Here is a 9,548-nt window from a genome sequence, read left to right on the forward strand (position 1 = left end):
TTATTTATTTATTTATTTTCATCTTTATCCCTGTTCACTGATTACTGATTACTGTTCACTGATTACTGAATTGGTCTTACCACCACCACACCGTAAGCGTGGGGATTTAAATACTCTTGACAGGCATTTTGAATATCCTCTAAAGTGAGGGCTTCAATGTGTTGGGGATAACAAAAAGCTGGTTGTAAATCACCGATCTGAGTATGATAATAACCGTAAAGGTTGGCTCGATCGCTCGGTCTTTCATTGCTAAAAATAAACCGATTGGCCACTTGGGTTTTAACTCGTTCCAGTTCAGAAACTGTCACAGCTTCCTGTTGAATTTGTCCAATCTGTGCTACTACCTCCCTTTCCACTTGCTCGATATTTTCCGAGGCTAATTGGGCCGACACGGAAAACACCCCTTGCACTGCTTGGGACATATTACTGGCAGTTATTTGGGAAACTAAGCCCTTTTCTTGGCGCAGAGACTGAAATAATCGCGATACCTTGCCCTGACCCAGAATAGCCGCTAAAACATCGAGAGGATAGGTTTTTTCTAAGTCTCTCAACCCCGGCACTTTCCAAAATAGGATTAAGCGGGCCTGCTGCAAATTTTCATCCTCGTATTCTTGACGGATAATCTCGTTAAAGGCAGCTTCGGGCTGTAGATGGGCGATAGGATGGGAAATCAGCCCAGAATTGCCCTTACTGCCTAAAGTATCTAGAGAATCGCTCACAATAGCCATTAAATCATCTACAGGCAAATTACCCACCACCGCCACCGTCATCCATTCGGGACGATACCAAGTCCGATGAAAATCGCGCATTTGTTGAGCAGTAAGATTTTCAATCACTGCCATCGGACCCAACACCGGACGACGATAGGGTAAAACTTGAAAACAAGTCTCCATGGTGCGATAAAAAGTGCGCCGACGGGGATTATCCTGAGAACGACGAATTTCTTCTAAAATAACCTGTCTTTCCCGCTCAAAAGCTTCATCGGGGATTAAAGCTTCTAAAACCACTTCTAGCTGCAGCGGGGCCAGATGGGGGAAGTCCTGCGGGGCAGTGGTAATGTAATAATGGGTGTATTCTTGGCTAGTGGCGGCATTAGTCACCGCTCCCCTCGATTCGATCGCCCGTTCAAATTCACCACTGTCTAAGTTACGGGTTCCCTTAAAAACCATGTGTTCGAGAAAATGAGCCATCCCATTGATCTGATCCGATTCTAAGGCCGAGCCGACCTGCAGCCAAACATTGAGATTAACCGCTTCTACCGGTTGACTTTCGGCAATAATCGTTAAACCATTAGCAAGACGGTGCAGAATCGGAGTGTTGAGCGTGGCAGGTTTCCTTAGGATAGCCGTCATTCTTTATTAGTCCTCGGTGATCACTCTGGCAAAAATTGTCACTTTTCTCTATTGTAGTCCCAGACTTTCACAGAGCCAACAAGATCAGGTGTTGGGTGTTAGGAGTCGGGAGACAGGAGACAGGAGATAGGAGATAGGAGATAGGGTGATAGGGTTTTGGGGTTTTGGGGTTTTGGGGTTTTAGTTCAATTTCCCCACTTCCCCACTTCCCCACTTCCCACTTCCCCCCTTCCCACTTCCCCCCTTCCCACTTCCCCCCTTGCCTCTGAGAAAAAAAAATGCTACGATCAAACTAAATCGGGCTTCTACGTTGGTGACTGCCTTTCAAGTTTTTTGATCTATGCTTGATTGTGATAAGGGAGCAAATAACCAATTCGTGTGGTAGTAAACCGAGCTTGTACTCGGAAACAGAAACGCGGAATATAAGTTCCCACCTGGTTAACCCAGGTCATAAACTTAGGTAAAACGGCGTAGCGGTCTTTGCAAGTTTTTCGAGCAGATCAGGCAAAACCAGGGCTTAGTCCTTGTAATCCCTCGGTTTTGCCCTCTTGGTTGGTCAAAAAAGCCAGTATCTATATTTTTTTCTAGGTTAAAGACTGCTGTTTTCGGTAACGCTTGTCACCGCTAAATTGTGACAATCCGGACTACACTAGGGAAAAATTTATGAATTATTGTTAAGCAATGACTGAAAAACAGCCAAGAGTTGTTATCATAGGCGGCGGATTTGCGGGTTTATACACGGCCAAAGCCCTAAAAAACGCCCCCGTTCATGTTACCCTCATCGATAAGCGAAATTTCCATCTTTTTCAGCCCCTCCTCTATCAAGTCGCTACTGGGGCGCTATCTCCAGCCGATATCTCCTCACCTTTGCGCTTAATCCTACGGGGTCATGACAATACAGATATTCTCCTCGATCATGCCATAGATATAGATCCAGTCAAGGGAGAAGTGATCTTGGAAGATCACCCGCCGATCGCCTACGATCAGTTAGTCATTGCCACGGGAGTCAGTCATCACTATTTTGGCAATGATCAATGGCAACCCTACGCCCCCGGGTTAAAAACCATTGAAGACGCAGTAGAAATGCGTCGTCGCATCTATCTCGCTTTCGAGAAGGCCGAGAAAGAAATCGATGCCGAAAAGCGGCAAGCTTTATTAACTTTTGTTATTGTCGGTGGCGGACCGACGGGGGTAGAATTGGCAGGAGCGATCGCTGAAATTGCCCACGGTGCGCTTAGGTCTGATTTCCACCAGATTAACCCCACAGAAGCGAAAATTTTGCTCTTAGAAGGGATGGATCGGGTATTACCCCCATATTCGCCCGATTTATCCGCTAAAGCTGCCGATTCTCTCACAAAATTAGGGGTGACAGTGCAAACTAACAGCATCGTTACCAATATTGTTGAAGGTTGTGTCACCGTCCGTCAGGGAGAAAAAACCACAGAAATCGCCGCCGAGACAATTTTATGGGCAGCGGGGGTCAAAGCATCGAGAATGGGGCGAATTTTGGCCGAAAGAACCGGGGTAAATCTCGATCGCGTCGGCCGGGTAATCGTCGAACCCGATTTAAGTATCGCCGGTTATGCCAATATTTTTGTGGTCGGGGATCTGGCCAATTTTGCCCATCAGGGAGATAAACCCTTACCCGGAGTTGCCCCTGTGGCCATGCAGGAGGGGGAATATCTGGCCAATTTACTAATTTCTCGCCTAAAAGGGCAAAGTATTAAACCTTTTCATTATATCGATCGAGGTAGTCTGGCAGTGATCGGCCAAAATGCGGCCGTGGTTGATTTGGGATTTGTCAAGTTTTCTGGGTTCATCGCTTGGTTAGTCTGGGTTTGGGCCCATATTTACTATCTGATCGAATTTGATAATAAATTAGTGGTGATGGTGCAATGGGGTTGGAATTATTTTACCCGCGGTCGTGGCGCTCGTTTGATTACGGGAGAGGGGCAGAATTTAGCCTCGGGACAATTGCCGCAAAATAACAGCCAAAATAATAATAATCTCGCCGTTTCTAACCAGACGGAAACTCTCTCTCCACCGATTGTGAAAGTATGAAAAAAATAGCCGTGATTATCTAGTTATCAGTTAGCCGGTAAGAACAATCGATCGATCATGAAAATAGAACGTCCTAACAGTCTAGAAATTACCCCAGAGGAAAGCCAAGAATTAGAATATTTACGGGTTAAAATTGAACGAGCGATCAAAGATGGTGTAATCACAAGAATAGAATTTGAATCGATTAAAACTATCATGTTTTCTAATAAGAAAAATAATCCCGACCAAATCCTCCGGCAAGTGACACTCTATCGCCATTTAGTCGTTGAAAAACTGAATAATGGCGAACTAATTTTTGAATCTCCCCAATAGGGCGAAATTCCTTTTTTAGCTATTTAGTACAAATGCTCAAACTTCCTCTCCCTTCTTCCCACTCCCCACTATCCTATACCTTTTAAACGGGATTTAGTAAGTAGCTAGACACAATTAATTAGGGTTTGCGGCAAAAAGTACGGGCGAAGCATTCGGATAGAAAATCTCCGGTTTCACCGATAGGTTATTGCCCGAATGCTTCGCCCCTACAGGACTCGGGCTGATGAAGACGCAAGGTTTTTAACGACGATTCTCTCAAAATCTTGCACCTGTTTCGCGAGAAAAGCCATAAAACCCTTACCTTGCCTACATTTCACATTTATTCAGCAAGCCCTAATTATACATATCTAACCACCTCTTGCCTTTTGCCTCCGGCCTTTGTTAGCTTATTCTTTTTTGTCGCTACCCGGAAAAGCTCGACCTTGAATATTTTCTAAAGCTGAAACTGCCGCCCTGGAACCGGCGATAATATCTCGTTCTTCTCCCCCTAAATATAAGCGGCCAAAACTGCCCACGGAAGTAACGTGTAGGATATTAATTAAAGCAGCTTTTTCGGCCTGATTAGCGGCCAGGGAAGCGTAGGCGGCCGGTTGCACTTCTAGAACGTATAAAGTCTGTCCCGCCATTAACATCATACCCCGAGAACTACGGTTAATTAATTGGGCTTGGTAAGCGTCAATGTTGCGAATAATTTGGCTAGAGACAATTTGCGGTTTCAGACAATCGCGCTGACTAACGCCTAAATACTGCAAAATTGCCTGACCGGCCGCCCTGACCTCTCCCTGACTGCTAGAATGGAGTTCTAAGAGTCCGTAGAGTCGTTCTACGAATAGAACCCCCGGACGAACCACGGCGGATTTGAGGGCAATATCGGTGATGCGATTAATCTCGATGCCGGGGGAAATTTCAATCCAGAGGGAAGCATCCCCGGGTAAGGGTAAAAATCCTTGGGCGACTGTACCGATGTAAGCGGCGTGTTGAAGCTGTAAATTGTCAAGATAAACGTAACTGCGAAGTTCTACACCCAAGCTAATTTCTCCCTCTCTGGTTTATCTTAAAAGTTATGGGGACAGTGATAGGTTCTGCCGCCCTATCGATCGCCTTGAGGCGACAGTTAGACCTAAAATGTCTTTAAGTCCCGTTTCTGTCCTCTGGCAAATCCCCATTCCAACCTCGGAGCGACGATTAATCAATCCTTAATTAGGGCTTAGGCATTACCATCTTTCACTATAGTATAGAATTAGTGGCCTTTAAATTTGCCTGGTAGAAAGGGTAAAAAACTATAATTATGGGGACAAACTCAGGGAAAAACCAGCATGACGATTCTTTTAGGGGGAGATATCGGGGGAACTAAAACAATCCTGCGTTTAGTGGATTGCCAAAACTCATCGGATAGTCCCCAACCCCGGCTAATTACTCTCGATCAAGAAATTTATCCTAGTGAACAATACCCCGATCTGGTGCCGATCGTCCAGCAGTTTTTGGCCCGACAAACCACTATTCCCTCGGTGGCAAAAGCTTGTTTCGGTATTGCTGGTCCTGTGGTTAACAATAGTTCCGAATTGACTAATTTAAGCTGGTCTCTAACTGGCGATCGCCTAAGCCACGAGCTGCAGATTGAGCGGGTAAAATTAATTAATGATTTTGCGGCGATCGGTTATGGGGTGTTAGGATTAGCCCCAGAGGAGCTGCACAATCTACAGTCAGCCCCGGCAGTACCGGATGCCCCGATTGCGGTTATCGGTGCAGGAACGGGGTTAGGAGAGGGTTTTTTGATTCCTGTGTCGAAGGGTAAATATCGGGTGTTTGCTAGTGAGGGTTCCCACGCCGATTTTGCCCCTCGATCGAGTTTGGAATATCAACTATTAAATTATCTCTTGGAACTCTATGATATCGAGCGCATTTCGGTGGAGCGAGTGGTTTCTGGCCCTGGAATCACTTCTATCTATCGATTTCTCCACGATAATAACTATAGTCAGTCATCACCAGCCATGGCGGAAATTTACCGCACTTGGTTAGAAGAAATGGGTAAACCGCAAAAAACCGTCGATTTAGCGGCTAAAATTGCCAGTTTTGCCCAAGATAACTCGGATTATCTCTGTTATCAAACCATGAAAATCTTTGTCGAGGCCTACGGTGCGGAAGCGGGCAATTTAGCCCTCAAGTTGCTTCCCTACGGAGGATTATACATCGCGGGAGGGATTGCGGCCAAAAATCTTCCCCTAATGACCGAGGGTAGCTTTATGAAGGCTTTTCGGGCTAAAGGTCGGATGAGGGAGTTATTAAGCAATATTCCCGTTCATATCGTCCTTAATGCCCAAGTGGGACTAATGGGGGCAGTTTCCTGCGCTAGTCAGCTATGAGCGATGGTTTACTGGAGATGGCTAAGGATTATTTTCAGAATAGGATCGCCCCGCAAGCGGCCCGGATTGATCGCAACCCGATCGCCCTACAATTAGCTTTACAGGGTATGGGTGATCGCTGTTTGTTAGCTTTGCGTGTTCCCAGAGAATGGGGGGGTGCGGGATGGGAGGAACGCACCTATCGACAATTCCAAATCCTGGGCGCTCGTTATTCCGGCGCTTTAACTTTTCTGCAAACCCAACACCAAAGCGCCGCTAATCAATTAGCCACCAGCAGTAACCAAGACCTGAAAAAGTTTTATCTTCCCAAAATGGCCCGGGGCGAAAAGCTAGTGGGGGTGGGGTTTTCGCAACTACGTCGTCCGGGGGAACCAATGATGAAAGCGTTTCCCGTGACCGGCGGCTATCAACTCTGTGGACAGGTTCCCTGGGTGACGGGATGGGGCTTTTTTGAAGATTTTATCATCGGGGCGACCCTCCCGGACGGGCGATCGCTGTACGGTCTTTTACCGCTGCAGGCTCTCCCCGGTCTGCAATGCAGTCCCCCGATGAAATTATTATCGATGAGTGGGACTAATACGGTGAGCCTTACCATACAAGACTACTTTTTGTCAAGGGATTTTATTGTTAGTTTACAACCGGCGGATGCGATCGAGGCCAGCGATCAAAAAAATGTTCTCCATCACGGTTTTCATGCCCTTGGCTGTGCTTGGGCGGGCTTAGATGTTATTTTTGGTGTTTATCGACAAAAAGGGCTAGAAAGCCTAAAAAATGCCCATCAACAGCTAGAAAAGGCCCTACTGTCCTGTCAAGAAAAAATGTTAAATTCCCACCAGGCCAGTTTTGCCGACAAATTGCACTGGCGCGGTCGGGCGATTAATTTGGCTCTACAATGCGCTCAAGGGGCAGTGATTGCCTCCGGTGGGGCGGCGAATATTATTGATCATCCGGCGGGGCGAGTCTATCGGGAAGCTTTACAGTTTAGCGTTTCTGGACAAACCGGCGCGGTGATGGAAAACAGCCTAGGGCAGTTGCTCTGGCTGGGGGGTCAATGCTATGATTAGGAAGACTTTTGCGGGTATAGTTCAGTGGTAGAACGTCACCTTCCCAAGGTGAATGTCGCGCGTTCGAGTCGCGTTACCCGCTTCTGAGGACAATTGTGACGATAACTAGGGCGGGCTGAATAAATGTGAAATATAGATTAGGTAAGGGTTTTGGAGCTTTTGGATGGGAAACAGGTGCAAGGTTTTGAGGGATAGTGGTTCAAAAACCTTGCGTCTTCATCGGCGCTTGCGCTCTGATACTAAATCCGGTTATTAAAGACTGATTATTTGGCGTTGTCAAATTGAAAGATGCTCCGAATCAGCCCGGAACTGAAATTACTTGGTGTTGTCAGATGTAAAGATGAATCAAGCAAAAGTGTAGGGAACTGGAACATCCTTAAACTTAAGGTAATGAATTAGAAGCGGTAGGGAATTTTCTAACATTTTGACACATTTTGAATAGCAGAGAGTCTGACGATGAAGACGCGCTAAGTAATGACGTAATCTTGTATTTTCTCCCTCTACCCTTGTCATATAAGTTTTGCGGCTCTTTTGGTTTTTGTGTGTTAATTTTTGTTATGAATTAAAGCAAGCAAACAGCTTAAGTCGAAGATGTTCAAAATTGGTAAATCCATAACTCATTCTTTTAATAAGCTTTATTTTGGTATTCATTCCCTCAATTAATCCGTTGGTTGTCTGATTTTCAAAGTAATTACAAATACCAGGCCAATGCTTCTGGATCATGCTGGCACTACTTTGATATAATATCCCGCCTATTCTTATCCATTTTTCCAATTTTCTCTCAGCACCTCTGAAGGTTCTACTACTTTGATAAATTTGTCTAATTTCTTCTTTCATTTCCCAGGCTATTCCCAAGCATGGATGTTCTTTCAGGATAACTTCTAGTTGTTGTTTTTGCTCGTCCTTTAAGTCCTCTTTATTCTTCCATAATAAATGAGGTAATCCTTTTTCATGCACCCCTATTAACTTTCTCAATTTATTAAGCTCGTCATTAGATCTCTTGCAAAAGTAATCAAGATATATATTTTTGTCGGTAACGAAGTTCGTAATTGTAGATACCAGCAATCAAATTCAATCTCAGACCAAATCGCCGTCTGCGATTTCTGTATCTTGATGAAAGTATCCGAAATATTTTGAGACGACGATGAATATGTTCTATAACTATGCGCCGTTGTGATAACTGACGATTGTCTTTTTTTTGCTCTTTACTTAGTTTTTCTTTTTTCTTTTTTTTATGAGGAATTTGACTGTTTTGATGGATTTTCTGAATTCCTTGATAGCCTTTATACCCTAATATTTCTATTTCCTTATTTAACCTTATTTTGCTTTCTTTCCACAGTCGAAAATCATGGACTCTTCCTTTCTCACAACGGACACAGATTACCTGTTCGCTTTTTTGGTCGCAACGCGCTCGCTGCGCGAGATCGGCAACGACTTGCGACTTTAATGTGTGGTATCCCTGCTTGCCACTATAGTATGATTTCTGTTTTTTTTTGGGTCTTTCTATCTCCTGTTCCAACCCATCTACCACCACTACTTCTATTTCGCTATTGCTTTCTACTAGGGCTTTTTTCCCCGGTAGATTAAACAGACCTGATTTGCTCAGAATATTCTCCACTTTCCTAACAATTCTATACGCCGTTGATTCGTTCACACCCCAACTATTTCCCCGATGAAAATAGGTGCGATATTCTCGCCAATACTCTGGGGCTATTAGTAGTTGGTTTTCTGTACTCAATTTGCTCGGTCTGCCTGTCTTTTTTTGCCATACTTTTTCTGCCGCTAGGACTGTTACCATATCCTTAAATGTCTCTGGATACAAGACCCACAGGCGTTTAAACTCTGTTGACTTTAAAGTTTTTACTTGTTCGTAAGTCATCTTTCACTCTTAACTCTTGAACTATTTTATCTTATTTTGTCTAGACTTATGCAAGAGATCTAATCTTTGAGTTACGGGATGAGTGCGAACGGCTGCGGGCGCAGTTACGCCAGTTGACCCTGCCCGAAACTACACCTAAAGTTATTCCCCTCCATTCCCCCTCTAGAAAACCTCAAACTCCTGCAACCATTCCATCAATTGAACAAGAATTAGAGCAACTGGGCATTCCTTTAAACAGCACCCTCAAGAAAACCCTCAAAGCTGCCTCAGAAGAAACGGTTATCAATGCCATAGAAGCCCTCAAAGACCAGTTGAGCAGGCAAGAGATACCCAATCCTGGAGGCTGGTTAACGGGACTTAAACGCTCAACAAGAGTAGAATCGAGTATAATCGTTACAGAGTAGGCATTTTACGTTGAGAGATTAGCGATGAAAGAGACAACCCCAGCCGCGATGCCCCCGTGCTTTGACCGATGGTGTCGGCGGTTTGACAATTGCTTCAAGAGCGAAGCGCAAAA

At 44.9% G+C, this 9,548-nt stretch carries 8 protein-coding genes, 1 tRNA gene, 1 other RNA gene and 2 pseudogenes; 7 read left to right on the top strand and 5 right to left on the bottom strand.

The features are described from left to right. Nucleotides 1-62 precede the first annotated feature (62 nt). A complete protein-coding gene (locus H6F92_RS20405; RefSeq protein WP_190359266.1) occupies nucleotides 63-1,352 on the bottom strand; it encodes a M16 family metallopeptidase in 1,290 nt (429 codons plus the stop codon). A 296-nt stretch (nucleotides 1,353-1,648) separates the two neighbouring features. Here H6F92_RS20405 and ssrS point away from each other — a divergent pair. From ssrS to H6F92_RS20420, 3 genes are all read left to right on the top strand, one after another. Then, nucleotides 1,649-1,836: non-coding RNA, 6S RNA (gene ssrS, locus H6F92_RS20410), on the top strand. Between the two features lie 197 nt (nucleotides 1,837-2,033). Then, nucleotides 2,034-3,413 carry an NAD(P)/FAD-dependent oxidoreductase gene (locus H6F92_RS20415; RefSeq protein ID WP_190359267.1) on the top strand — a complete coding sequence of 460 codons (1,380 nt, stop codon included), beginning with the start codon at nucleotides 2,034-2,036 and terminating at the stop codon, nucleotides 3,411-3,413. Nucleotides 3,414-3,470: 57 nt separating this feature from the next. Then, nucleotides 3,471-3,725: a hypothetical protein gene (locus H6F92_RS20420; protein ID WP_190359268.1), complete on the top strand. Its 255-nt coding sequence runs from the start codon at nucleotides 3,471-3,473 to the stop codon at nucleotides 3,723-3,725. A 386-nt stretch (nucleotides 3,726-4,111) separates the two neighbouring features. On the opposite strand, the gene H6F92_RS20425 is transcribed toward H6F92_RS20420, so the two are convergent. Beyond that, nucleotides 4,112-4,753 (bottom strand): beta-carboxysome protein CcmP, encoded by a 642-nt coding sequence (locus tag H6F92_RS20425; protein WP_002766539.1) that lies wholly within the window; start codon nucleotides 4,751-4,753, stop codon nucleotides 4,112-4,114. Nucleotides 4,754-5,041: 288 nt separating this feature from the next. Between H6F92_RS20425 and H6F92_RS20430 the strand changes: the two genes are divergently transcribed. The 3 genes from H6F92_RS20430 to H6F92_RS20440 all read left to right on the top strand — a co-directional run bounded on the left by H6F92_RS20430 (nucleotide 5,042) and on the right by H6F92_RS20440 (nucleotide 7,234). Further along, on the top strand, nucleotides 5,042-6,088 hold the full coding sequence (locus tag H6F92_RS20430) for a glucokinase (protein ID WP_190359269.1): 1,047 nt from the start codon (nucleotides 5,042-5,044) through the stop codon (nucleotides 6,086-6,088). Further along, on the top strand, nucleotides 6,085-7,152 hold the full coding sequence (locus H6F92_RS20435; RefSeq protein WP_190359270.1) for an acyl-CoA dehydrogenase family protein: 1,068 nt from the start codon (nucleotides 6,085-6,087) through the stop codon (nucleotides 7,150-7,152). Before H6F92_RS20430 ends, H6F92_RS20435 begins: the two co-directional genes overlap by 4 nt. 10 nt (nucleotides 7,153-7,162) lie before the next feature. Beyond that, nucleotides 7,163-7,234 (top strand) — tRNA-Gly (locus H6F92_RS20440). A gap of 263 nt (nucleotides 7,235-7,497) precedes the next feature. Here H6F92_RS20440 and H6F92_RS20445 read toward each other — a convergent pair. From H6F92_RS20445 to H6F92_RS20455, 3 genes and pseudogenes are all read right to left on the bottom strand, one after another. Then, nucleotides 7,498-7,689: pseudogene (locus H6F92_RS20445) on the bottom strand (IS1 family transposase); the annotation flags it as partial. Between the two features lie 18 nt (nucleotides 7,690-7,707). Continuing rightward, nucleotides 7,708-8,145 (bottom strand): annotated as a pseudogene (locus H6F92_RS20450) (ISL3 family transposase); the annotation flags it as partial. Nucleotides 8,146-8,164: 19 nt separating this feature from the next. After that, complete coding sequence (locus H6F92_RS20455) at nucleotides 8,165-9,031, bottom strand: IS5 family transposase (RefSeq protein ID WP_190359271.1); 867 nt, start codon at nucleotides 9,029-9,031, stop codon at nucleotides 8,165-8,167. A gap of 113 nt (nucleotides 9,032-9,144) precedes the next feature. On the opposite strand from H6F92_RS20455, the gene H6F92_RS20460 reads away from it, so the two are divergent. Next, nucleotides 9,145-9,435, top strand: a complete 291-nt coding sequence (locus tag H6F92_RS20460) for a hypothetical protein (RefSeq protein WP_190359272.1) — start codon at nucleotides 9,145-9,147, stop codon at nucleotides 9,433-9,435. The last annotated feature ends 113 nt before the right edge of the window (nucleotides 9,436-9,548 follow it).

Origin of the sequence: Microcystis wesenbergii FACHB-1317, from assembly GCF_014696875.1 — a bacterium.
GTDB lineage: Bacteria > Cyanobacteriota > Cyanobacteriia > Cyanobacteriales > Microcystaceae > Microcystis > Microcystis wesenbergii_A.